At 65.3% G+C, this 21,500-nt stretch carries 20 protein-coding genes and 1 pseudogene; 7 read left to right on the top strand and 14 right to left on the bottom strand.

Annotated features, from left to right (window positions below):
* The first annotated feature begins 11 nt into the window (after positions 1-11).
* Positions 12-1,679 carry a GMC family oxidoreductase gene (locus tag BBJ41_RS29315; protein ID WP_069749679.1) on the top strand — a complete coding sequence of 556 codons (1,668 nt, stop codon included), beginning with the start codon at positions 12-14 and terminating at the stop codon, positions 1,677-1,679.
* Between the two features lie 226 nt (positions 1,680-1,905).
* Here the strand turns inward: BBJ41_RS29315 and BBJ41_RS29310 are convergent, their stop codons facing one another.
* The 3 genes from BBJ41_RS29310 to BBJ41_RS29305 all read right to left on the bottom strand — a co-directional run bounded on the left by BBJ41_RS29310 (position 1,906) and on the right by BBJ41_RS29305 (position 4,808).
* Positions 1,906-3,417, bottom strand: coding sequence for a lysozyme inhibitor LprI family protein (locus BBJ41_RS29310; protein ID WP_156814892.1), 1,512 nt, complete (start codon positions 3,415-3,417; stop codon positions 1,906-1,908).
* Complete coding sequence (locus BBJ41_RS40730) at positions 3,414-4,088, bottom strand: hypothetical protein (RefSeq protein ID WP_156814891.1); 675 nt, start codon at positions 4,086-4,088, stop codon at positions 3,414-3,416. Before BBJ41_RS40730 ends, BBJ41_RS29310 begins: the two co-directional genes overlap by 4 nt.
* 432 nt (positions 4,089-4,520) lie before the next feature.
* Positions 4,521-4,808 carry a P-loop NTPase family protein gene (locus tag BBJ41_RS29305; RefSeq protein WP_069749677.1) on the bottom strand — a complete coding sequence of 96 codons (288 nt, stop codon included), beginning with the start codon at positions 4,806-4,808 and terminating at the stop codon, positions 4,521-4,523.
* A 5-nt stretch (positions 4,809-4,813) separates the two neighbouring features.
* On the opposite strand from BBJ41_RS29305, the pseudogene BBJ41_RS42025 reads away from it, so the two are divergent.
* Positions 4,814-4,949, top strand: a pseudogene (locus BBJ41_RS42025) (GMC oxidoreductase); the annotation flags it as partial.
* Between the two features lie 105 nt (positions 4,950-5,054).
* Here the strand turns inward: BBJ41_RS42025 and BBJ41_RS29300 are convergent.
* Together BBJ41_RS29300 and BBJ41_RS29295 are read right to left on the bottom strand one after the other, a co-directional pair.
* Complete coding sequence (locus tag BBJ41_RS29300; protein ID WP_069749676.1) at positions 5,055-5,354, bottom strand: barstar family protein; 300 nt, start codon at positions 5,352-5,354, stop codon at positions 5,055-5,057.
* A 148-nt stretch (positions 5,355-5,502) separates the two neighbouring features.
* A complete protein-coding gene (locus tag BBJ41_RS29295) occupies positions 5,503-6,402 on the bottom strand; it encodes a LysR family transcriptional regulator (RefSeq protein ID WP_069749675.1) in 900 nt (299 codons plus the stop codon).
* A gap of 121 nt (positions 6,403-6,523) precedes the next feature.
* Here BBJ41_RS29295 and BBJ41_RS29290 point away from each other — a divergent pair, with 121 nt between their 5' ends.
* The gene (locus BBJ41_RS29290) at positions 6,524-7,555 is read left to right on the top strand and encodes an NAD(P)H-quinone oxidoreductase (RefSeq protein ID WP_083282009.1); all 1,032 of its coding nucleotides are present in this window, start codon (positions 6,524-6,526) and stop codon (positions 7,553-7,555) included.
* 13 nt (positions 7,556-7,568) lie between these two features.
* Here the strand turns inward: BBJ41_RS29290 and BBJ41_RS29285 are convergent, their stop codons facing one another.
* The 3 genes from BBJ41_RS29285 to BBJ41_RS29275 form a co-directional block, all read right to left on the bottom strand.
* Complete coding sequence (locus BBJ41_RS29285) at positions 7,569-8,390, bottom strand: quaternary amine ABC transporter ATP-binding protein (protein ID WP_069749673.1); 822 nt, start codon at positions 8,388-8,390, stop codon at positions 7,569-7,571.
* 14 nt (positions 8,391-8,404) lie between these two features.
* Positions 8,405-9,370, bottom strand: a complete 966-nt coding sequence (locus tag BBJ41_RS29280; protein ID WP_069749672.1) for an ABC transporter permease — start codon at positions 9,368-9,370, stop codon at positions 8,405-8,407.
* A 70-nt stretch (positions 9,371-9,440) separates the two neighbouring features.
* On the bottom strand, positions 9,441-10,478 hold the full coding sequence (locus tag BBJ41_RS29275) for an ABC transporter substrate-binding protein (protein ID WP_069749671.1): 1,038 nt from the start codon (positions 10,476-10,478) through the stop codon (positions 9,441-9,443).
* A gap of 569 nt (positions 10,479-11,047) precedes the next feature.
* On the opposite strand from BBJ41_RS29275, the gene BBJ41_RS29270 reads away from it, so the two are divergent.
* From BBJ41_RS29270 to BBJ41_RS29260, 3 genes are all read left to right on the top strand, one after another.
* On the top strand, positions 11,048-12,199 hold the full coding sequence (locus tag BBJ41_RS29270; RefSeq protein ID WP_069749670.1) for a porin: 1,152 nt from the start codon (positions 11,048-11,050) through the stop codon (positions 12,197-12,199).
* A 178-nt stretch (positions 12,200-12,377) separates the two neighbouring features.
* Positions 12,378-13,241, top strand: coding sequence for an OXA-1043 family class D beta-lactamase (gene blaOXA / locus BBJ41_RS29265; RefSeq protein WP_462126753.1), 864 nt, complete (start codon positions 12,378-12,380; stop codon positions 13,239-13,241).
* Entirely contained in the window at positions 13,238-14,377 is a 1,140-nt protein-coding gene (locus BBJ41_RS29260) for an acyltransferase family protein (protein WP_069749668.1), read from the top strand. The genes blaOXA and BBJ41_RS29260 overlap by 4 nt, the downstream gene beginning before the upstream one ends.
* 162 nt (positions 14,378-14,539) lie before the next feature.
* Here the strand turns inward: BBJ41_RS29260 and BBJ41_RS29255 are convergent, their stop codons facing one another.
* The 5 genes from BBJ41_RS29255 to BBJ41_RS29235 all read right to left on the bottom strand — a co-directional run bounded on the left by BBJ41_RS29255 (position 14,540) and on the right by BBJ41_RS29235 (position 19,949).
* On the bottom strand, positions 14,540-15,283 hold the full coding sequence (locus tag BBJ41_RS29255; RefSeq protein WP_069749667.1) for a hypothetical protein: 744 nt from the start codon (positions 15,281-15,283) through the stop codon (positions 14,540-14,542).
* Positions 15,284-15,316: 33 nt separating this feature from the next.
* The gene (locus BBJ41_RS29250) at positions 15,317-16,708 is read right to left on the bottom strand and encodes an alkaline phosphatase (protein ID WP_069749666.1); all 1,392 of its coding nucleotides are present in this window, start codon (positions 16,706-16,708) and stop codon (positions 15,317-15,319) included.
* A 32-nt stretch (positions 16,709-16,740) separates the two neighbouring features.
* Positions 16,741-18,006: an alkaline phosphatase gene (locus tag BBJ41_RS29245; RefSeq protein WP_069749665.1), complete on the bottom strand. Its 1,266-nt coding sequence runs from the start codon at positions 18,004-18,006 to the stop codon at positions 16,741-16,743.
* Between the two features lie 144 nt (positions 18,007-18,150).
* A complete protein-coding gene (locus tag BBJ41_RS29240) occupies positions 18,151-18,741 on the bottom strand; it encodes a class I SAM-dependent methyltransferase (RefSeq protein ID WP_069749664.1) in 591 nt (196 codons plus the stop codon).
* 224 nt (positions 18,742-18,965) lie between these two features.
* On the bottom strand, positions 18,966-19,949 hold the full coding sequence (locus BBJ41_RS29235) for an aldo/keto reductase (RefSeq protein WP_069749663.1): 984 nt from the start codon (positions 19,947-19,949) through the stop codon (positions 18,966-18,968).
* A gap of 119 nt (positions 19,950-20,068) precedes the next feature.
* Here BBJ41_RS29235 and BBJ41_RS29230 point away from each other — a divergent pair, with 119 nt between their 5' ends.
* A complete protein-coding gene (locus tag BBJ41_RS29230; RefSeq protein ID WP_069749662.1) occupies positions 20,069-20,986 on the top strand; it encodes a LysR family transcriptional regulator in 918 nt (305 codons plus the stop codon).
* Positions 20,987-21,055: 69 nt separating this feature from the next.
* On the opposite strand, the gene BBJ41_RS29225 is transcribed toward BBJ41_RS29230, so the two are convergent.
* Positions 21,056-21,496, bottom strand: coding sequence for a GNAT family N-acetyltransferase (locus tag BBJ41_RS29225; protein WP_069750425.1), 441 nt, complete (start codon positions 21,494-21,496; stop codon positions 21,056-21,058).
* Between the last annotated feature and the right edge of the window lie 4 nt (positions 21,497-21,500).

Genomic DNA, 21,500 nt, shown 5'->3' with positions numbered 1-21,500 from the left:
AAAACGCGACCATGACTTACGACTACATCATCGTCGGCGCGGGCTCGGCCGGCTGCATTCTCGCGAACCGCCTGAGCGAATCGGGCCGGCATTCGGTGCTGCTGCTGGAGGCGGGCGAACGCGACGCGTCGTTCTGGTTCAAGGTGCCGGTCGGCTTCACGAAGACCTACTACAACCGCCGCTACAACTGGATGTACTACAGCGAGCCGGAAGCGCAGCTCGGCGAGCGCAAGCTGTATTGCCCGCGCGGCAAGGTGGTCGGCGGGTCGGGGTCGATCAACGCGATGGTCTACGTGCGCGGCCAGCGCAGCGACTACGACGACTGGGCGGCAGCCGGCAATCCGGGCTGGGCGTACGACGACGTGCTGCCTTATTTCCGCAAGCTCGAAACGCACGCGGCCGGCACGACCGATCCGCAGCATCACGGCGCGACCGGGCCGATCCACATCACGTCGATGAAGGCCGACGTGCATCCGATCGTCCACGAGTTCCTGAAGGGCTGCGCGCAGCTGAACCTGCCGCGCACCGACGATTTCAACGGCGCGCAGTTCGAAGGCGCGGGCATCTACGACCTGAACACGAAGAACGGCGAACGCTGTTCGAGCAGCTTCGCGTACCTGCGCCCCGCGCTGGCGCGCGCGAACCTCACGCTGCGCTCGGGCGTGCTCGTGCGGCGCGTGACGTTCGACGGCACGCGCGCGACTGGCGTAGTCGTCGCGGGCGAACACGGCGACGAAACGCTCGTCGCCGCGCGCGAGGTGATCCTTGCAGCCGGCGCGGTCGATACGCCGAAACTGCTGCAACTGTCGGGCGTCGGCGATCCGGCGCTGCTCGCACGCCAGCGCGTGCCGCTCGTGCAGGCGTTGCCTGCGGTCGGCCGCAACCTGCAGGACCACCTGTGCGTGAGCTTCTACTTCAAGGCGAACCGGCCGACGCTGAACGACGAGATGGGCACGCTGCTCGGCAAGATGAAGATCGGGCTGCGCTACCTGCTGACGAAGCGCGGCCCGCTCGCGATGAGCGTGAACCAGGCCGGCGGCTTCTTCCGCGGCACGCGCGAGACCGCGGAACCGAACATCCAGCTTTACTTCAACCCGCTGTCGTACCGGATTCCGAAGAGCGACCGCGCGAGCATCACGCCCGAGCCGTATTCGGGTTTCCTGATCGCATTCAATCCGTGCCGGCCGACGAGCCGCGGCACGATCGAGATCGCGTCGAACCGCGCGGAGGACGCCGCGAAGATCCATATCAACGCGCTCACCACGCGGAAGGATCTCGACGAAGCCGTGCAGGGCAGCAAGGTGATCCGTGCGCTGATGCGCGCGCCGGCGCTGAAGTCGATGACCGTCGAGGAAATCTCGCCGGGGCCGCAGGTCGATTCCGACGAAGCGATGCTGCAGTACTTCCGCGAGCAGTCGGGTTCGATCTATCACCTGTGCGGCTCGTGCGCGATGGGGCCCGATGCGGCGACGTCGGTCGTCGATGCGTCGCTGCGCGTGCACGGTTTGCAGCAGCTGAGGATCGTCGATGCGTCGGTGTTCCCGAACATCACGTCGGGCAACATCAATGCGCCGACGATGATGGTCGCGGAGAAAGGCGCGGATCTGATCCTGGCGGATGCGGTGCGCGGCGAGATGGCAGGCGTGCAAACGCACGAACAGGAGCCCGTTTCACCCTAACGGGGGCAGCCATGTCGCTACGCCGTTGTCGATGCATTACCATTCACTGCGATGCATTCGCTCAGACGGCGACAGGCGTTGCTTCAAGCGACATAAGCCAACTTCGGGCACGCCCTTCCATGCTTTTCCAAAGGAACATACCTGAAAAGCCGTATCGGTATCCACGCGTATCTCTCCGAGAGTTTCCCCCTTTTTCAAGGATACGCGCGGTACCGACCCACTGCCGTCAATTCACTTGTCCGGTCTGCGCTATCTGCGAAAGCACTGTTCGTTGAGCAACGTACCACCGAACCAGACACTCGCGATCGTGACACGTTCTTTCCCGATAGTTCCACTGCTGTCGGGTACTCTCCTTGAATGCAGTCTTGTCGATTGCCGCCGCTCTCGCACGGGCGAACAGTGACGCCAGTTCGACATCTCGCGCAGAGAGGTCCGCATCGGAGCAAATGATTCGCTCCGAATCCGACCTCGCCTTCGAACAATCGAAGCTCGGAGCGAACATACCGACATTCGCAGCCGCCATCGCGGGACTCGACGTGGCTGGCGCAACCATACTCGCAGGCTGCACGCTAGAACCCGCATCGGGGTTTGCCAAATCTATCCGCTTCGGTGGGCCATCCTTCTTCGTAAGTACGTACTTGCCGCCGGAATACTGATAGATATGGTCCGCAACATAAACCGATTTGCCTGGCAAGCCATACGAAATGGCGACCTTCACGTCGTAGTGCGCCGGGTCCTTGCCTTTAATAAACGTCGTTTGTGACGAGAGTGACTCTTGGTCCGAGTGCCCCGTATCGCCATCGCTAACGATATTCATAAACTTCCCGTCTTTCTGTCGCAAAAACGCCGTGGTAGAGGTCGTCTCATAGCCCTGATGCATGTCGCCGCCACCGACCACCAACGCATATACGTCGTCACCTGCCGCTACCCATTCGAAATGATTTCCCACTGAACCGGAAGCGCCCATGGATGCGATGTAGGGCTGGTTGGATTCAATCTTCCACTTGTCGCCGTCTCGAACAAACACCGCCACTCCGAGCAATCCGGTACACGCGTGGCAGCCTCCACCTTGAGGCATCGAGTTGGTGACAAATACTTTCTTCGATTTACCACCTTCCAAAAAACTAAAGGTCGCCATGCTCTTCACTTGCATGACTCCGCCATTGTCCAACCCAAGATTTTCGCGCCAAGGAAGATCCGCTGGAACGGATACGTCATCCCAACGAGCCGTACCAGACGCTGGATCGTACGCGCCATACAGTAATTCAAGCGCCGCAGGTTCGTTGAACTCACCAGCTATCGCACGCGATGCCATTGCGATGCCGCAAGCCGCCTGCATCAGCTCGCCCATCCCGGGCTCGGATTTCGCAGCCACGGCACTGTCATTGCCCGGGTACTCTTTCTCGGCAGTGCCATCCTCGCGGTACTGAGTGCCGGCCATTCTCTGCGTAGCGTCTCGGCAGTTCGTCGCAATGTCGAACCGCGCATACCCGTGAGGAAATGCCTTGAGAGCGTGAATGATGTAACTGCTGCCATTCCGAGCGATGTCGGTAGGATTGAACCAAAGTTGAGCGGCATCACCAGACGCGCCGACCTGTTGATATCCAGGGTATTGACTACTTGTCGTCCCGGCGCCCAGCTTACTTTCGTCTTTTCCGCAACCACTCAATGCCAGTGCAGTAGCAACGATGCCTGCGGCCACCCGTCTCCGATTACGACAAAGCGAAAAAATGTTCATACCGTAGATGCCTCGCGCTCACCAGCTGGAGTAGTCGTACTTTTCGTATGGCTTTGGCGCAGCGATCGGGTATTTCGTTCAATTGCGAGCAGAACAAGAACCAGACTGAACAACGCAACAAGAAGGAGCCCCGCCGCTGTGACTTCAGCAACGATTTTTAGGGTTTCCCATTTTTGCAGCGACTTTGCTGCCGCAGCCTTGTATCGATCGCTCTTCACCTGCATATACGAGTTGATTGCATCAATCGCCGGGACCTTTTGGGCCTCAGCAGCGGTGACCACTGCACCAAGTTCGTCGATATATGCTTGACGCTCCGCTTCCGGTACGCCGTCAAGTTGGCCGCGGACAATCTTGCCGTTCTCTCCAGAGATGTATTTCTGAAGTGAAAACGGAATTTTGTATCCAGCGAGCGCACTCTCCTCAGGTCCTTGCCGAGTGGGAGGCTGTGCTCCGGTCGGATCCGCTACTTCGCCCGGCTTGACATTCGTTACTTTTAACGGGTCAACAATCTCTTGCGCGGGTACTTTTGTATCGATTCGGTCCTGCCATATCGATACGCCATAAACTAACCCACCAACGATCATGACAAGAAACACGGTCACGCAAAATAAGGCCACTGCGCGCGTGATATTGAAGAGCGCCTTGCGCTCGAATCCTTCGACAATACTCATGGTCTACCCCGGTTCGTTTTGATTTTTTCTGACCCTGCACTAGATCAGCGGAAAGATAGTATATGCAAATGCCGTAGGCTGACTATACCGTCGACGTGGTACTTTCCCAACGATGCTTCGAATTTTTACTATCTAATCAGGACATCTTGAAAGTGACTATTTCGAACATCGTATGGTAGGCGCTTCACACATCATTCACCCTGATACTACGTAAAAGATGCAGGATGAATGAGAGCGTTCTACGCTTTGGGAGACCGCGCCGGCAAGGTGACCACCTCCAAGACTTACGAGGGATATCGTCGAGAGGCAATCCATCTAGGCGAGGAATTTCAAATGCGGAGGTTCTCCATTGCTCGGGCACAACTGGATAAGTAACCGTCCGATAACACGCGCTGCATCTGCAAATACTTGAACACGGCGTTGTGCCGCCTCTCATTCACAGTTCGATGCACCCGCTCGGTTCACGCTCGCGCGCTTCTCGACGAATCGCTTCACACAAGCGTCCGCCGGGCGCGACAGGATGTCGTCTGGCGTCCCGACCTGCACGAGCGTGCCATCGCGTAGGATCGCGATCCGCAGCGCCCAATTGAGATCGTACGCGGAGAATGCTTCGTGCATCAGCAGTACGTCGATTTCGGCGGCCAACCCGACGCGCTGCCGTATCCTGCCTGACAGCTTGTCCGGGTAATGATCGCCGTAGCCGTCGAGCCCGACCTTCATTATGGTGCGCGATGGGGCCCGGTGTGGCGACGTCGGTCATCGCTACGCATGCACGGGTTGCAGGCACTGCGGATCGTCGATGCATCTGTGTGCCCAAACAGCACGTCGGGCAATATCAACGCACCAACGATGATGGTCGCGCATTAGAGCGGCAGCGTTCCCGCCGATGCGGGTCGGCGTGCGCAATGCGCTTGCGTGCCGTCCCGGCGATCGACTTCACTTCACAACGCAATCTCGACGCGCCGACTACGCCCAGTAGGACAACACGATCAACGGATCGCCCCCTTCCTTCGTTGCGCGCCAGTTGATGAACGCGCTGCATCCGACGAGCGCGTCGAATATCTCCGGATTGCGGTCCTTCAACGCTCCGGCGTCGTCGATCCGCAGCGACACGATGCCGTGTTCGTAGCAGTAATCGCTCATGCAATCGTTCCATGCGTCCATGTTCCGGCCGTAGTAACCCGGAAATTCGAATTCGCTCGCGAAGTAGTCGTGAAACTTCTCCCAGTCGTCGAGCATTTTTCCATCCACGCTGAACCGCTTCATCGCGCCCTCCCGCTCCCCTGAGAATCATTGAGGCCATTCGTCGTACCGCACGAAAGGCCGGTTCGCCCCCATCGAGACCGGATGCCCGTACCGCGTCGATTCCGTCGATCGCCGATGCATCGACCCGCGCCGCACCTCAACCCTCGGCTCATTCTCCATCCTCCGTCCCGCCCGGTACCGCCACCTCGTCGAACACCCGCACGATGCGGTCGATCATCGCGCTCATCCGCGCGGTATGCCGCAAGTCCTTGTGCGTCACCATCCAGACTTCGTAGGGACGCGCGCCGGTACGCGTCGGCCACACGCGCACCAGCCCGTCGCGCTCCGCGATCGGCACCGCGAGCTCGCTGAGCCCGAGCCCGGCGCGCACCGCCGCGCGCAGCATCAGGTTCGAATTCAGCCCCGACACGATTCGCCCCGCGCGAACCGGCTCGCCGACCATCGTCAGCGGCCCGCGTGCATTCAGGTGTGGCAGGAAGCACACGAGGTCGTGCCCTTCGAAGCCGGCGCCGGGCACCGGCTCGCCATGCCGGTCCAGATATTCCGCGGACGCGTACAGCCCCGTCGGCCACGCGGCGAGCCGGCGCGTGAGCAGATCGGGATTGTCGGGCTTAATCGTGCGGATCGCGATGTCGGCTTCGCGCTTGGCCAGGTTCTCCACCTGCGTCGACGTGTTCAGCAGCACGCGCACGTCCGGATGCTCGTCGTGCAGGTTGCGCATCGCCCGCATCACGAACTCGAGCCCGATCGTATCGGTCGTCGTCACGCGCACGTCGCCCGCGAGGCGCCGGTCGACGCCCTGGGTCTGCCGCACCAGATCGATCGCCGATTGTTCCATCTTCTCCACGTTGCGCAGCGCGACCTCGCCCACCGCGGTCGGCACGTATCCGGCCGACGTGCGCAGGAACAGCGTCGCGCCGAGCGCGCGCTCGAGCGCCGCGAGCCGCCTGCCGACCGTCGCCTGGTCGAGCCCGACCGCCCGCGCGGCGCCGCGCAGGCTGCGCTCCCGGTAGATGGCAAGAAAAATCCGGGTGTCGTCCCAGTTCAAGAGCGCTCTCCTGGTGTGATGCAGATTTGCATCTGTGGTCGTGAAAATCGCTGCGCGAATTCATCAACGCCCAAGCCTATACTTTTTTCACCGATCACTCACCCGTCTTTTCGAGGTAATCATGTCAGATACGCGCTTCTCCGTTCCCGCCGACATGGCGGCAGTCGAAATCACCCGCCCCGGCGGCCCCGAAGTCCTGGCGACGGCACGGCGCCCCGTGCCGCAGCCGAAGGCCGACGAAGTGCTGATCCGGGTCCACGCCGCCGGCGTGAACGGCCCGGACGTGCTGCAACGCAAGGGACACTACAACCCGCCGCCCGGCGCATCCGACATCCCGGGCCTCGAGATCGCGGGCGAAGTCGTCGCGACCGGCGAAGCCGTGCGCGGTTTCGCGCCGGGCGACCGGGTCAGCGCGCTGGTGACGGGCGGCGGTTATGCGGAATACGCGGTCGCCAACCATCTCACGACGATGAAGCTGCCGCCCGGCCTCGACATGATCGAAGCCGCGGCGATGCCGGAAACGTTCATGACGGTCTGGCTGAACCTGATCCAGCGCGGGCGGCTGCAGGCGGGCGAGTCGGTGCTGATCCACGGCGGCGCGTCGGGCATCGGCACCACCGCGACGATGATCGCGAAGGCCATGGGCGCGTCGACCATCATCACGACGGTCGGCTCGGAAGGGCATCGCACCGCGAGCCTGCGGCTCGGCGCGGATCATGCGATCCACTACCAGGAGCAGGATTTCGTCGCCGAAGTCGACGCGATCACCGCCGGCAAGGGTGTTGACGTGATCCTCGACATCATCGCGGGCGACTACGTGGCGCGCAATTACCGGGCCGCGGCGATGAACGGGCGGATCCTGCAGGTCAGCGCGCTCGCCGGGCCGGCGAAGGAGCTCGACGTGTGGCCGATGATGACCAAGCGTCTCACGCATATCGGTTCGACGCTGCGCTCGCGCACGCCCGAGGAGAAAGGCGCGCTCATCGCCGAACTGGAACAACACCTGTGGCCGCATATCGCGGCCGGCACGGTCAAGCCGCAGGTGTTCCGAACCTTCCTGCTCGACGACGCGCGCGATTCGCACGTGCTGATCGATTCGGGCGTTCACATCGGCAAGATCGTGCTGACGACGGCCGCGCACCGCGCGGCCTGACCGGCCCCGCGCGTCAGTTCGCGCTCGTGCGTTTCTCGACGAACCGCCGCACGTAGTCGTCCGCCGGACGCGACAGGATGTCGTCCGGCGTGCCGACCTGCACGAGCGTGCCGTCCCTGAGGATCGCGATGCGGTCGCCGATTCGCAGCGCCTCGTCGAGATCGTGTGTGATGAACACGATCGTCTTCGCCAGCGTCGCCTGCAATTCGAGCAGCTGATCCTGCATCTCGGTGCGGATCAGCGGATCGAGCGCGGAGAACGCCTCGTCCATCAGCAGCACGTCGGTATCGGCGGCCAGCGCACGGGCCAGCCCGACGCGCTGCCGCATCCCGCCCGACAGCTCGTCCGGGTAATGATCGCCGTAGCCGTCGAGCCCGACCTTCGTCAGCCAGTTGCGCGCCGCGTCGGCCGCATCGTGCCGCTTCTCGCCGCGCGTGCGCAGCGCATACGCGGCGTTGTCGAGCACGGTCTGATGCGGCAGCAGCCCGAAGTTCTGGAACACCATGCTGACCTTGTAGCGGCGCAGCTCGCGCAGCCCGTGTGCATCGAGCTTGATCACGTCGCTGCCGTCGATCACGATCTCGCCGGCCGTCGGCTCGATCAGCCGGTTGAAGTGCCGCACGAGCGTCGACTTCCCGGAGCCCGAAAGCCCCATGATCACGAAGATCTCGCCCGACTCGATGCCGAGGCTTACGTCGTTGAGCCCGACGTTGCAGCCCGTTTCGGCCAGCACGTCGGCCTTGCGCTTGCCCGAGCGCAGCAGGTCGAGCACGCGCGCATGCGCGGCCTGCGGTCCGAACAGCTTGTACACGTGTTTGACGTCGATGGTCGCCATGTTCGCCTCCGTTCCTATGCGCGCGACGATTGCGTCGCCTGATTCGAATCGACGCCCGCCGACGACGCCTTGCGCGGCAGCCGGTACGGCACGCGCGATGCGCCCTTCTGCCGGCGCTGCTGCGCGAGCCGGCGGCGCGCGCGCCGCTCCTGGCCGAAGCCCTGGCTGATCCGGTCGATCACGATCGCGAGGATCACGATCGCGAGGCCGGCCTGCGTGCCCTTGCCGACGTCGAGCGTCTGGATGCCCGCGAGCACGTCCTCGCCGAGCCCGCGCGAGCCGATCATCGACGCGATCACGACCATCGACAGCGCCATCATCGTCGTCTGGTTGATGCCGGCCATGATGCTCGGCCGCGCGAGCGGCATCTGCACGTTCACGAGCAGTTGCCAGCGCGTCGTGCCGAACGCCCGCGCGGCTTCCGTCACGTCCGGGTCGACCTGGCGGATGCCGAGATCGGTCAGCCGGATCAGCGGCGGCAGCGCATAGATGATCGTCGCGAGGATCGCCGGCACCTTGCCGAGCCCGAACAGCATCAGCACCGGGATCAGGTACACGAAGCTCGGCAGCGTCTGCATCACGTCGAGCACCGGCAACAGCATCCGGCGCAGCCACGCGCTGCGCGACGCGAGGATGCCGACCGGCACGCCGATCGCGACCGACAGCACCGTCGAGACGAGCATCAGCGCGAGCGTCTGCATCAGCTTGTCCCACAGGCCAAAGCAGCCGATCGCGTAGAGCAGCAGCATGAAGAGCGCGCCGAGGCCGACGCGGCGCGTCGCATTCCACGCGATCGCGCCGACGACCAGCAGCACGAGCCACGGCGGCGCCACGCGCAGCGCGCCTTCGAGCGGCACGAGCAAGTAGCGCAGCAGCATCGTGCTGAAGTGATGGAAGCTGTCGCCGTACTGCGCGACGAAAGTCTCGAGCGCGCTGTTGACCCAGTCGGCGATCGACAGGTGCAGAAAGAAGCCGTTCATGATCGTTCTCCGTCGCGCCGCGAAGGCGCGTGACGGCGGCGGCAGGCGCGGGCCCGCCGCCGCGCGCAGGTTACGCGCCCTTCAGGCTGCCGGCGATCTTCTGCGCGACGTCGGCCGGCACCCACTGCTTCCACATGTCCTGGCGGGTCTTCAGGAACTGCGTGGCCATCGCCGCGCCGTCGATCTTCTTCGTCGTCATCTCGAGGATCGTCTGGTTCAGGAAGTCCATCGGAAAGCGCACCTTGCCGAAGACGCCGACGAGATCGGGGTTCGCATCCGCGAACGGCTTCGACACGCCGACCGTCAGCCGCGACACCATGTACGACGACGCGCACTGATGCGTGCTGCTCTCGTCGCGCAGCGTCTTCCAGCATGCTTCGTTATAGGCCGGCATCTTCAGCGCGGCGAACTTGTATTTCGCCATCAGCGCGGCCGGGCCCCAGTAATAGAACACGATCGGCGCGCCGCGCTGGTACGCGGACGCGATCGCCGCGTCGAGCGCCGCGCCCGTGCCCGGGTGGAAGTTCGTATATGACTGGTCGAGCTTCAGCACGCGCAGCAGGCGCGTGTTCACGCGCTCGCAGTCCCAGCCGGTCGGGCAGTTCAGGAAGCGGCCTTTGTCCGGTTCCTCCTCGTCGGCGAACACCTGCTTGTACTTCGGCAGATCGTCGACCGACACGAGCCCCGGCGCGACCGGCTTGATGTTGCGCGCCGGATCGCCCTTCACCACGTATTCGGGCACGAACCAGCCTTCGGTTGTGCCGCCCGGCAACGTGTCGCCGATCAGCTTCACGGCGCCCGACGCGACGGCCTTCGCGGTGATCTCGCTGCGGCCCGTCCACTGCTCGGCCCAGATCTGCAGGTCGTTGCGCGCGAGCGCCGTTTCGGTCGCGGCCGTGCTGCCCGGCACGACGTCCGTCTTGCAGCCGTAGCCCTTCTCCATGATCTGCCGCAACACCTCGGTCGCGAACGACCCGCTCTCCCACGTGATGCCCGCGAAATGGACCGTCTTGCCGTCCGCGCACGCGCCGCCGGCCGCGTGGGCCACGGGCGCGGACAGGATCGCCGCGGCGGCGAGAAGGACCGTTTTCAGTCGTCGAATCTGCATGGTGGGTCGTCTCCAAATCGAATCTGTTGTTTGTGCGCCGCGGCATGCGCGGCGGCCGGCGAATCGCGAATCCATCCACGTCCGGTCAGCCTGCATGTTTGAGCGGCCAATTTGTTTAGGGAAACGAGTAATTCCGATCATTGCAATCGGCAGCGCCAATCGATCGCCAGGCGCCCCGCTAGGCCCGCCGGACGGGGCTCCCGGCCGGTTTCTCGAGACGGCGCACGGGCCGGCGCGGGCCGTCTCGCGACAACGGCCGGCGGTTGTCCGGCCGGCGTGGCGCCACGGCCGCGCACGCGCCGTTTCGGCTGCCGAAACCGTCTGCCGCGCCCCCATTGGCGATCCCGATCCCATCCATCGAAATTACTCGCTTTCGATTCCGATTCGGCTTCGGAAGAATGCGCGGTGTCAACGGAGGAGACACGACCCGACGCCGCCGGTCGCCGCGCCGCCGCGCATCGCGCGCCCCGGCGCCGCACGCGCTGCGCCGGATCGCCCCGGATGACGGGACGCGCCTCGCCGGACGCGTTCACGACAACCGATACAAGCTGGATATCCCGGAGATCTCAATGAAAAAGACCCTGACGGCGCTCGCCGTAACGACCGCCTTTGCGTCCCCCGCGTTCGCGCAAAGCAGCGTCACGCTGTACGGCGTGATCGACGAAGGCCTGAACTACACGAACAACGTCGGCACCGGCCACGTCTACGAAATGGCGAGCGGCTATGCGCAGGGCAGCCGCTGGGGCCTGAAGGGCAGCGAGGATCTCGGCGGCGGCATGAAGGCGATCTTCCAGCTCGAAAACGGCTTCGACGTGAACAGCGGCCGGCTCAACCAGGGCGGCCGCATGTTCGGCCGCCAGGCGTACGTCGGCCTGAGCCAGACGCAATACGGCACGCTGACGTTCGGCCGCCAGTACGACTCCGTCGTCGACTATCTCGCGCCGACCACCGCCAACGGCAACTGGGGCGGCTACCTGCTCGCACACCCGTTCGACAACGACAACACCGACAACTCGTTCCGCCTCGACAACACGGTGAAGTACGCGAGCCCAAACTTCGGCGGCTTCCAGTTCGGCGGCGCTTACAGCTTCAGCAACAGCACGGGCTTCTCGGACAACCGCGCATACAGCTTCGGCGCGCAATACCAGAACAACGGGCTGCTGATCGGCGCCGCCTACCTGCAGGCGAACCATCCGGGCGACGGCTCGGCCGGCGCGATCACCGCGAACGACGCGAGCTACATCGCCGAGCGCATGCGCGTGTTCGGCGCGGGCATCAACTACACGTTCGGGCCCGCGACGGTCGGCTTCGCGTACACGAACTCGAACTACAAGAACCCGACCGGCAACGGCTACCTCGGCACGCCGGGCGCGATCATCGCGCCGGGAGCGACGGTCAGCGCGATCAAGTACCAGAACTTCGAGGTGAACGGTTCGTACCAGATCACGCCGGCGTTCATGGTGGGCGCGCAGTACGTGCTGTCGCTCGAGAAGTACGACGCGTCGACCGGCGACGCGAAGCCGAAGATCCACTCGGTCGGGCTGATGGCCGACTACAACCTGTCGAAGCGCACCGACGTGTACGTGCAGGCCGCGTACCAGCACATTGCCGGCGACAAGACGAACTCGATCCTCGACCAGGCGTTCATCCCCGGCACCGACGCGCCGTCGTCGACGTCGAACCAGGTGGCCGTGCGTCTCGCGCTGCGCCACAAGTTCTGACGCAGCCCGGTTCTCCGTTCTTCACGCGACACCCGCGCCGGTCGGCCCGAGGTGTCTTCGCCCGCCCGCAGGCATACGCCTGCCGGCGGGTTTTTTCATGGGGCGCGGCCCGGCAACCGTGACAGGTCAGCCAGCGTCGATCCACCGCTACACTGTGCGATTCCCGCGCGCGCCGTCCATGGCATCGGTCCTGCATACCCGGCGCGTCTTCCCTCTCCCGAAGGAGTCCCGCTTGAAACCCTGGCGCCGCACGCTGCTCGCCTTCACCGCCGGCCTGCTGGCCGCGGCTTCCGTTCAGGCCCGCCCCGTCTGCACCGTGGTTGCCGATGCAACCACCGGCCAGATGCTCGTGCAGCAAGGCGATTGCGCAACCCGTGTCACGCCCGCGTCGACGTTCAAGGTCGCGATCAGCCTGATGGGCTTCGATGCCGGCGTCCTGAAGGACGAACATACGCCAACGCTCGACTTCCACGCCGGCTACCCCGACTGGGGCGGTGCGCCCTGGCGCGAACCGACCGACCCGGCACGCTGGATGAAGCTGTCGATCTTCTGGTATTCGCAGCAGGTCGCGCAGGCGCTCGGGCAAGCGCGTTTCCAGCAGTACACGAGCGCATTCGGCTACGGCAACGCGGACGTCACCCGCCAGCAGGGCGAATCGAGCGGCGTGATGGGCGCCTGGGTCAATTCGTCGTTGCGGATCTCGCCGCTCGAACAGGTCGGCTTCATGCGCGGGATCGCGAACCGGACGCTGCCGGTCAGCGCGCATGCGTATGACATGACCGAGCGGATCACGCTGATCGACAGGCAGCCGGACGGCTGGATCGTGCACGGCAAGACCGGCACCGGGTCGCCGGGGCTCAAATACGACGCGTCGCACGCGTATGGCTGGTTCGTCGGCTGGGCGGCGAAGGGGACGCGCAAGCTCGCGTTCGCGTATCTGATCCAGGACGACCAGCGACAGACGCCGAACGCCGGCCTGCGTGCGCGCGACACGTTCCTCGACGCGCTGCCGGCGCTCGCCGAGCCGGGCCGGCCGCAATGAGCGCCGCCCCGCGCAACACGCGGATCGACCTGCTGCGCGGCGTGTCGATCCTGCTCGTCCTGCTGCATCACTTCAACATCGCGTATCCGCTGCGCGAGACGGCGCTCGCACGCGTGCTCGGCTGGGACACCGTGCATGCGGTCGTGCGCAACGGCAACTACGGCGTGACGATGTTCTTCGTGATCTCGGGCTACCTGATCACGTCGAATGCGCGCCGCCGCTGGGGCAGCCTCGGCGCGCTCGACGTGCGCGCGTTCTACGTATCGCGCGTCGCGCGCATCGTCCCGTGCCTGCTCCTGCTGCTCGCGCTCGTCAACGGCCTCGCGGCGGCCGGCGTGCCGATCTTCACGAACCACGCGCCGCAGGGCGTCGCCGTGTCGTTCTGGCTCGTGAACCTCGCGTCGCTCACGTTCTGGATGAACGTGCTGATCGGCGCCTACGGATGGGTCAACTACGCGCTCGGCGTGCTGTGGTCGCTATCCGTCGAAGAGGTGTTCTACCTGTCGTTTCCGCTGCTGTGCATCGCCCTGCGCCGCGACACGCGGCTGTTCGCGTTCTGGCTGCTGATCGCCGCGATCGGCCCCGTGTACCGCTTCACGCATCCGGGCGACGAAGGCGGTTTCCTGTATGCGTATTTCGCGTGCTTCGACGGCATCGCGATCGGCTGCTGCACCGCGTTGCTGGCCGAACGCGCGCGCTGGCAGGCGCTCGCGGCAGCGCCCGTGCAATGGCTCGCGGCAGCGGCGATGACAGCGCTCTATCTCGCGTGGCCGATCGCGGAAAGCCATGTCGCGGGCGTCTCCGCGATGGCGCTCGGCACCGCCGTGCTGCTGATCGGCGCGCATGCCGAACGCGCACGCGCGCACGGCCGCCTGCTCGCGCCGCTGCGCTGGAGCGGCCGGCTCAGCTACGAGCTGTATCTGTTCCATCTGATCGTGCTCGGCGTGCTGCGCACGTTCTGGCCGCCATCGGGCACGCACGGCGACGCCAAGCTGGGGTTGCTCGTCGCGTATCTGGCGCTGTCGGCCGCATTGAGCGCAGTCATCGCGCGCGGTTATGCGACGCCACTCGACCGCTTCATCAAACGGGTCGCGTCGCGGCCTTCGCCGCGCGTGCCGGACGGCGCGCGGTTCTAGCGCGCCGTCTGAAATCCAAGCGGGATATCTGCGGGAGAAGGAAAAAAACGGCCAGAGCCCGGCCGTATCGAGCGATACCGGCCGGTCTGACCGCAAGCCCCGCGTGAGAATGGTCGATCGACCGGGCGGCCGCGTCATCGGTTGATCGCGGCCGCCCGCCGGTCAATCCAGATAGTCGGCGTATTCCTTGCGCGTATAGCCGGCGAGCGTCGTCCACGGCAACGACTCGCGCCGCGCAGCCGGCGCCTGCGTCAACGTCAGCTTGCGCACGACGCGGCCGTCGGCGCTCCGGTATTCGATCGACAGCGGCGCCTGCAGCCGTTCGCTCCACAGGATCCGGTTCACTCCGCGCGCGCCGGGCGACTCGACCGCCTGCTCATACCAGAGCGTGCCGGGCGCGTCGCCGCGCTTCGCGGCCGCGAGCCGCTTCAACTGCGACGGCGGCGTCACGTAGTACGCGTTGTCCCACGAGCCGTCGAAGCCGGTGGTTTCGTACTCGGCCGGCGGCACGCCGACGACCGTCCGGGTCGCCGCATCCACGTATTCGATGCGCGCCGTCTTGCCGTCATACGTGACGTGCCGCGCGGCCGCCTGGAAGTTGAAGTGCTTGTGGCCGGCGTGAGCTGCCGCGCGCTGCATGCCCTGGGGAACGCGACCGTCGTGGTCATGGCCGTGATCGTGATCGTCGGCGTGATCGCCGCCCGCCGCCGCGACGGGCAGGACGCGCTCGACCCACACGTGGCCGTCGCGCCGCACCATCCGTTCGCGGTACGTCGTCGTGCGCGTCACGCCGTCGGCCGTCACCGTGCGGCTTTCGTGCAGCAGCACGGCGTCGAGGTCGGCCGCCGCGAAGGCGGGCAGCGCGGCCAGCCCGCACGCGAGCGCGCAGAGGAAATGGCGTTTCATCGCAGGTTTCCGTTCATCGTGAAGTCGCCGGCCTCAGAAACCGAACGCCGATCGCACGAGACCGAACACCTTCGTGTTGTCGATCGTCCCCTTGAACGCCTTCGCATCCGCGCCATCGGCAAACAGCATCACGTCGCCGCCGCCGTGCGTTTCCGAACCCGCGCTGCCCATCCGCACGCCGACTTCCTGCAGATACGCTTCGTTCGTCGCCGTGGCCGAATCGACCGACGTCCGCACGTTCGGCCGGTTCGCGCCGTTGCCGAACACCAGCGTCGTGTAGGTATTGCCGTCGGCGTCCTTGCTCGGCTGGCCGTCGCGGTAGTTGCGGCTGATGTCGAGAATCGGATTGCCGCGCTTCGAATAACCGTTGATCGTCATCGTGTGGTCGTGGTCGGCCGTCACGACGATCAGCGTATTCGACAGGTCGACCTTCGACAGCGCGACGCGAATCGCTTCGTCGAACGCCGCCGTGTCTTCCAGCGCCCGTTTCGCGTTGGTGCCGTGCAGCGCATGGTCGATCCGGCCGCCCTCGACCATCAGGAAATAGCCGTTCGAGTTCTTCGACAGCACGTCGATCGCCTTCGACGTCATGTCGGCAAGGCTCGGCTGCGACGGGCCTTCGCCCTTGCCCGCCACGCGGTCCAGCTCGTACTCGAGATGGCTCGTCGAGCTGAACAAACCGACCAGCTTGCCGTTGCCGGCCTGCGCGAGCTGATCCTTCGTGGCCACGACCGTGTAGCCCTTCGCCTTCATCTCGTTGAGCAGGTTGCGCCCGTCCGCGCGGCCGCGCTTGTTGGCCACCGGATCGAACGGCGTCCAGTGGTTGCGGCCGCCGCCCATCAGCACGTCGACGCCGTCGCCGAGCGCCGCGTTGTAGCCTGCGCCGCCCGGCGCCGCCTGCGCCGCGATGTCGTATTGCGCATCGCGATGGCAGATGTGCGAATACGTCGCCGCAGGCGTCGCATGCGTGAGCTCGGTCGTCGTGATCGCGCCGACCGCCTTGCCGCGCGCCTTCGCCAGTTCCAGCAACGTCGCGACCGGCTGGCCGTTGCCCGGTGCGCAGTTGTTGACCGTCTTGTTGCCGTTGGCGTCGTTGCCCGGTGCGACCGCGCGCGTGTCCGACGACATCGACAGCACTTCGTTGTTCATCTTCACGCCGGTCATGTACGCGGCCATCGACGGTGCGCTGTCGGTGGTCTGCGCGTCGTTCGAGAAGGTCTTGACGCGCGCGGTGCGCGCCAGCTTCTCCATGGTCAGCTGACCCGACTCGCCGACCTTGTAGATCCGGCTCGCCGTCACGGTCGTCGGCCCCATGCCGTCGCCGAGAAAGAAAATCACGTTCTTCGCCTGGCCGGCGGCCTGCGCCGCGCCGCATGCGAAACCCGCGACGGCCAGCGCCGCCGCGATGCACTTGATGGTCGACATCCTGTATTCCCCTGTACCCGTATGGTCGGCGCTCAAAGCTGCACCGCGTTGCGCACCAGCTCGAAGACCTTGTTGTTCTCGATCACGCCGTGGAACGCATCCGCGCCGCGGCCGATCGCACCGAGGAACACATCCGTGCCGCCGTGCGTCTCGTTGCCCTTGTCCATCCGCACGACCGCCTCCTGGCGATAGTCGTCGGCGCCCGTCACCGCATCGGTGAGCGTGGTGCCCGCGCGGCTGCCCTGCACGCGGTTCTCGCCGTTGCCGAAGCCGATGATCGTGTACGGCGCGCCGTCCGCATCCTTCGCGACCGAGCCCGTCTGGTAGTTGCGCAGCACGCCCAGCACGCCGGGCTTGCCCGCTTCGGTCTTGCCGGTGCGCGCCGCATAGCCGTTCAACACCAGCGTGTGATCGTGGTCGGCGGTGACGACGATCAGCGTGTTCTTCAGGTCGGGATCGGTCTTGCGCACCTTGTCGAGCGTCGCCTTGATCGCGTTGTCGAACGCGACCGTGTCCTGCAGCGCGCGCTTCGCGTTGGTGTCGTGCAGCGCGTGATCGATCCGGCCGCCTTCGACCATCAGGAAATAGCCGTTCGGGTTCTTCTGCAGCACGTCGAGCGCGCGCGTCGCCATGTCGGACAGGCTCGGTTCCTTGGTCGCGCCGCGATCGAGGTCGTAGCTCATGTGGCTCGACGAGAACAACCCGACCAGCTTCCCGTTCTTGGTCGCATCCGCGGACAGCAGGTCGTCGCGATTCTGCGCGAACGCGTAGCCCTTGGCCTTCAGCTCGTTGACCAGGTTGCGCCCGTCGGTGCGCTTGCCGCCGCCGTCCTTCGGTACGAAGAATTGCGTACCGCCGCCGAGCACGACGTCGACGCCGTCGCCCAGCGCGCCGTTGTAACCCGCGCCGCAGTTACCGGTGAGCGCGGCGCTCGGCTCGATCGCCTTCGTGTCCGGCGACATCGAAATCACTTCGTTGTTGGTCTTGACGCCGGTCATGTAGGCCGACATCGACGGCGCGCTGTCGGTGACCTGCGCATCGTTGGAATAGGTCTTCACGAACGCGGATTCGGGCAGCGTGTCGATCGTGAGCGCGCCGTCCTCACCGACCGCAAAGATTCGCGCGGCCGTCAGCGTCGTGATCCCCATCCCGTCGCCGAGGAAGAAGATCACGTTGCGCGCCGCCGTCTGAACGGGCGGCTGCGTGGGCGACGTGCTGGTCGGGCCGTCGTCGCTGCCGCATCCGGCAAGCGCAAAGGCGCCGGTACACAGCAGCGCCGCCATTTTGATTCGATTCATGTTGCCGGTTCTCCCCGCCGTTGATGCTTTCGAAATGAAAGGCGATGGTAGGAACCTGATGTGACGGCAATATGAATGGTAATTGGAAGGATTTGTATGACTTACGAAAGAAACCGGCGTGGCGGGGCCGGGCTCGCGGCGGCGTCAGCCGTCGGCTTCGGCGGTGGCGCCGCGCACAGTCACGATGCGCGCAGGCGGAATATTTGCCCAGACGATCCGGCTGCCGCTGGCAATAAATGCCGGATCGCCCAGCGGATGACGGCCGGGCGGTCGCAAATCGTAGGTGAATTGAATCAGCACGCCATCGGCCGGCAGCACACGGCGGCATTGATCGACGATGGCCGTCACGTCGTCGCGCGGCAGCGTGCGCAACGGCAGGCACGACACGATCGCATCGACCCGCGCGCCGGGCGGCAGCAGCCGCTCGAGCTGCCGCGCATCGCCCCACACCACCGACACATCCGGAAAGCGCCGCCGCAGGTGCTGCACGAACGCCGGCGAACGCTCGACCACGACGAGGCGCCGCGGCGCGACGCCGCGTTCGAGCAGCGCCGCGGTGATCGCGCCGGTGCCGCCGCCGAGTTCGACGACCAGCCCGTCGCCGTCCGGCACCGCATCTGCCATCTCGCGCGCCAGATGCCGCGAACTCGGGCACAACGCGCCCACCGCGGACGGACGGCCGACCCACTCGCGCACGAACAGTGCCGAGACACGCCACGCGTTCGGCCAGATCATTGGCCATCCTCAAGCAGTTGTGCAGCCGGCTTCGACGCGCCGATGACTTCGTGGAACAGGGCTGCGGCGACACGGGGCTTTTTCACGTGCATCCTCCTGGACGAATCGGTCCGCCGCAGGAAGAGCGACGATCAAATCGATTCTAGGAAACGCAAACTTAAGGCGACGTGAAGATTGTCCCTAGTACGCAGCCTCCCGCTCCTGTGCTGCGCGCCCGCACCGCATCAGCGATCGACGCGCTGCTGAAATTGCGCGGGATAACGCTCGCCGACGATCCGGACCTGCTGCAGCGCCGTCTCGATCGCGGCGAGATCATCGGCCGTCAGCTCGACGGCGGCCGCACCCACGTTTTCGTCGAGCCGGTGCAGCTTCGTCGTGCCCGGAATCGGCACGATCCACGGCTTGCGGGCCAGCAGCCAGGCAAGCGCGATCTGCGCGCGCGTCGCGCCTTTGTCCGTCGCGATCCGGCCGAGCAACTCGACGAGGCCCGCATTGGCCTTGCGGTTTTCCTCCGAGAAACGCGGCACGACGTTGCGGAAGTCGTTCTCGGCGAACGTCGTGCTCGCATCGATCGCGCCGGTCAGGAAGCCTTTGCCGAGCGGACTGAACGGCACGAAGCCGATGCCGAGCTCCTCGAGCGTCGGCAGAATGCGCGCCTCCGGCTCGCGCCACCACAGCGAATACTCGCTTTGCAGCGCGGCCACCGGCTGCACCGCGTGCGCGCGACGAATCGTCTGCTCACCGGCTTCCGACAGCCCGAAATGCGCGACCTTGCCTTCGCGGATCAGGTCCTTGACCGTGCCGGCCACGTCCTCGATCGGCACGTTCGGATCGACGCGATGCTGGTAGAACAAATCGATGCGATCGATCTTCAACCGCTTCAGCGCCGCATCGGCCACCTCGCGGATATGCGACGGCCGGCTGTCGACACCCTTCATCGGCTCGGCGTTCTCGAAGCCGAACTTGGTGGCGATCACGACCTGATCGCGAAACGGCGCGACCGCGTCGCCGACGAGTTCCTCGTTGACGAACGGGCCGTACGCTTCCGCCGTATCGAAGAACGTCACGCCGCGCTCGAACGCGGCGCGAATCAGCGCGATGCCGCTCGCCTTGTCGGTGGCGGGGCCGTAGCCGTAACTCAATCCCATGCAGCCGAGCCCGATTGCCGAGACTGCGAGGCCGCTCTTTCCAAGTACGCGTGTCTGCATGAATTTCTCCTGCTGAAAGTGATGACGATCGACGGGATGCCGAGGAAGCCAGTGTAGGTTGATGGATACGACTCAACAATCGGCGTACCATTTCATGCGTTATTGAGGAAATTTCATAAATGCTCCGCACCGGCCTCGGCGAACTGACGACCTTCATCACGATCGCGGAGCAGCGCAGCTTCAGCGGCGCGGCGCGCATCCTGGGCGTGTCGCCGTCGGCGCTGAGCCACGCGATCCGCCATCTCGAAGCGCGGCTCGGCGTGCGGCTGTTCAACCGCACGACGCGCTCCGTCGCACTGACGGAGGCCGGCGAACAATTGCTGCTGCGCGTGCGGCCCGCGGTGGCCGATCTCGAAGATGCGATGAACGACGCCGCGACCGCCCGCAACCGGCCGTCCGGCCAGATCCGGATCAGCGCGTCGGAGGCGGCATCGCGCCCGCTGATCCGGCATGTACTGCCGGCCTTCGTCGCGCGCTATCCGGATATTCACGTCGAATTCGTCGTCGATTCACGGCTGATCGACATCGTCGACCAGGGTTTCGACGCCGGCATCCGCGTGCACGAGGACGTGCCGCGCGACATGATCGCCGTGCGGTTCGGCGACGCGATGCGCTTCATCACGGTTGCATCGCCCGCGTACCTGTCGCGGCACGCGCCGCCGGAAAGCCCGCAGGACCTCATGCGTCACGCGTGCATCCGGTACCGCTTCGAAAGCGGCACGCTCTATCGCTGGGACCTGACGCGCGACGGCAAGCGCGTGAGCGTCGATGTCGACGGGCCGCTGACGCTCGGCAACCAGAACCTGATGATCGACGCGGCGCTGGCCGGCATCGGGATCGCATGGGTCACGGAATCGCGCGTCCACGATCATCTGGCATCCGGCCGACTGGTTCGTGTGCTGCCCGAGTGGAGCCAGACCTTCGACAGCCTGTGCCTCTACTATCCGGCGAACCGCCATCCGCCGGCCGCGCTGCGGCTGTTCGTGGAAGCCGTGCGCGAGTGGGCTGCCGCCGGGCGCGAAGCGGCGCCCGCTTGAGCGCACGCGGCACCCTGCCCGCCCATCGCAGCCAGCGCGCCGCGCGACACAGCGATTCCGCCCGCGCGCTCAGCGCGTCGAGCGCATCCGGATATTCGCAAACGGCAAGCCGTCGTCGTCCTCATCGCGCCGCGACACTTCCTCGAAGCCGAGCCGTGCGTAGAACGCGCAGGCGGCACGATTGTCCGCATACACCTCCAGGTCGAGCGTGCCCTTGATCGCCAGCGCATGCGCGACCAGCGCGCGGCCGATGCCGTGGCCGTGCATCCCCGGCGCGACGAACAGCCCGCCGATCGACGCGTCGAGCAGGCCGATGAAGCCGACCGGCTCGTCCGCGCGACACGCGACCCAGGTTTCCGAGCCGGGCAGATAGATGTCCTCGACGAGCGTGCGTTGCGCGCGCAGACGCGCCTCGCCGAGGAACGGATGCGCGAGCATCGATGCGTCGAACCAGATGGCCGACAGTGTGCTCAGGTCGGATGCTTCGTATGCGCGAATCTGGATTTCCATGCTT

Source organism: Burkholderia stabilis, from assembly GCF_001742165.1.
GTDB classification, from domain to species: Bacteria; Pseudomonadota; Gammaproteobacteria; order Burkholderiales; family Burkholderiaceae; genus Burkholderia; species Burkholderia stabilis.
This window is presented reverse-complemented; position numbering and strand designations above follow the sequence as displayed.

Bases quoted from the DNA above. Each gene is read 5' to 3' on its own strand.
- BBJ41_RS29235 (WP_069749663.1), bottom strand. From the start codon at position 19,949: ATGCAGACACGCGTACTTGGAAAGAGCGGCCTCGCAGTCTCGGCAATC.
- BBJ41_RS29310 (WP_156814892.1), bottom strand. From the start codon at position 3,417: ATGAACATTTTTTCGCTTTGTCGTAATCGGAGACGGGTGGCCGCAGGC.
- BBJ41_RS29315 (WP_069749679.1), top strand. From the start codon at position 12: ATGACTTACGACTACATCATCGTCGGCGCGGGCTCGGCCGGCTGCATT.
- BBJ41_RS29240 (WP_069749664.1), bottom strand. From the start codon at position 18,741: ATGATCTGGCCGAACGCGTGGCGTGTCTCGGCACTGTTCGTGCGCGAG.
- BBJ41_RS40730 (WP_156814891.1), bottom strand. From the start codon at position 4,088: ATGAGTATTGTCGAAGGATTCGAGCGCAAGGCGCTCTTCAATATCACG.
- BBJ41_RS29255 (WP_069749667.1), bottom strand. From the start codon at position 15,283: ATGAAACGCCATTTCCTCTGCGCGCTCGCGTGCGGGCTGGCCGCGCTG.
- BBJ41_RS29300 (WP_069749676.1), bottom strand. From the start codon at position 5,354: ATGAAGCGGTTCAGCGTGGATGGAAAAATGCTCGACGACTGGGAGAAG.
- BBJ41_RS29270 (WP_069749670.1), top strand. From the start codon at position 11,048: ATGAAAAAGACCCTGACGGCGCTCGCCGTAACGACCGCCTTTGCGTCC.
- BBJ41_RS29275 (WP_069749671.1), bottom strand. From the start codon at position 10,478: ATGCAGATTCGACGACTGAAAACGGTCCTTCTCGCCGCCGCGGCGATC.
- BBJ41_RS29285 (WP_069749673.1), bottom strand. From the start codon at position 8,390: ATGGCGACCATCGACGTCAAACACGTGTACAAGCTGTTCGGACCGCAG.
- BBJ41_RS29260 (WP_069749668.1), top strand. From the start codon at position 13,238: ATGAGCGCCGCCCCGCGCAACACGCGGATCGACCTGCTGCGCGGCGTG.
- BBJ41_RS29290 (WP_083282009.1), top strand. From the start codon at position 6,524: ATGTCAGATACGCGCTTCTCCGTTCCCGCCGACATGGCGGCAGTCGAA.
- BBJ41_RS29230 (WP_069749662.1), top strand. From the start codon at position 20,069: ATGCTCCGCACCGGCCTCGGCGAACTGACGACCTTCATCACGATCGCG.
- BBJ41_RS29305 (WP_069749677.1), bottom strand. From the start codon at position 4,808: ATGAAGGTCGGGCTCGACGGCTACGGCGATCATTACCCGGACAAGCTG.
- BBJ41_RS29245 (WP_069749665.1), bottom strand. From the start codon at position 18,006: ATGAATCGAATCAAAATGGCGGCGCTGCTGTGTACCGGCGCCTTTGCG.
- BBJ41_RS29280 (WP_069749672.1), bottom strand. From the start codon at position 9,370: ATGAACGGCTTCTTTCTGCACCTGTCGATCGCCGACTGGGTCAACAGC.
- BBJ41_RS29225 (WP_069750425.1), bottom strand. From the start codon at position 21,496: ATGGAAATCCAGATTCGCGCATACGAAGCATCCGACCTGAGCACACTG.
- blaOXA (WP_462126753.1), top strand. From the start codon at position 12,378: ATGGCATCGGTCCTGCATACCCGGCGCGTCTTCCCTCTCCCGAAGGAG.
- BBJ41_RS29250 (WP_069749666.1), bottom strand. From the start codon at position 16,708: ATGTCGACCATCAAGTGCATCGCGGCGGCGCTGGCCGTCGCGGGTTTC.